This window comes from Geminicoccus flavidas, from assembly GCF_009806515.1.
In the GTDB taxonomy this organism is placed as follows: domain Bacteria; phylum Pseudomonadota; class Alphaproteobacteria; order Geminicoccales; family Geminicoccaceae; genus Geminicoccus; species Geminicoccus flavidus.
The window spans coordinates 1-799 of record NZ_WUJP01000529.1 but is presented as its reverse complement, the minus strand read 5'-3'; the positions used below and the strand labels follow the sequence as shown (position 1 = coordinate 799).

The following is a 799-nucleotide window of genomic DNA, read 5'->3' as shown; positions in this document are numbered from 1 at the left end:
GCCCGGGTGCCGACGGTGACGGAGATCACTGCCGCATCCTGATCTCGGCAACTACCTTGCACCACCTGGACGGGCGCTGCCACGCACGTCCGGTCGGCAGCCTGACCCTGAAGGGCAAGGCGCAGCCGGTACCTGTCTTCCGGGTCACGGACGAGATCCGGGATCCGCTGGGAGTGTGAAGCGATGCTTGGCCGTCGGCAGATCCTGTTCGGGGCCCTGGGGCTGATCACGCTGGGCGCGTTGCCGGCCCGAGGTGCCGATGCCAACCTGCTCAAGCGCTTCGGCGCCCCCAAGACCCGGGTCCAGGGCGGCACCCGCTCCGGCCGCGGCAAGGCGCAGCCCGAGGTCCTGCTCAGCGAGGAGCCAGCACTCTCGGCCACCGCCGAACCCGACCTGTTCTGGTACCTCTCGGCCGATTACGGCCTGCGCGTCGAGCTGACCCTCACCCCGGTCGGCAGCACCGAGCCGCTGCTGCATCAGGTGCAAAAGCGCGGTGCGGCGGCCGGCATCCATGCCCTCTCCCTGAAGGACGCCGACGTGCGGCTGGCGGAGGGGCAGGACTATGTGTTCGCCCTGACGCTGGTGCCCGATCCCACGGTGCGCACCGCCGACGTCTCAGCGCGCGGCACGCTGCGCTTCGTCCCACACGGCCCGTTCACCGATGCGCGGGCCGCGGCCGCCGCCGGCTACTGGGTAGACGCCTTCGCCATGGCCGATCGCGCGCTGCGCGTGGCGCTCCTGGAGGACGTCGACCTGCCGCGCCCGGCCGACTGGCTGCTGAACCAGGCCGCCTAGCGCA

At 71.6% G+C, this 799-nt stretch carries 1 protein-coding gene; it reads left to right on the top strand.

The window, feature by feature from the left end; all coding sequences use genetic code 11:
• Positions 1–183 precede the first annotated feature (183 nt).
• Positions 184–795, top strand: coding sequence for a DUF928 domain-containing protein (locus EQG76_RS14960; protein ID WP_159714842.1), 612 nt, complete (start codon positions 184–186; stop codon positions 793–795).
• Positions 796–799 lie beyond the last annotated feature (4 nt).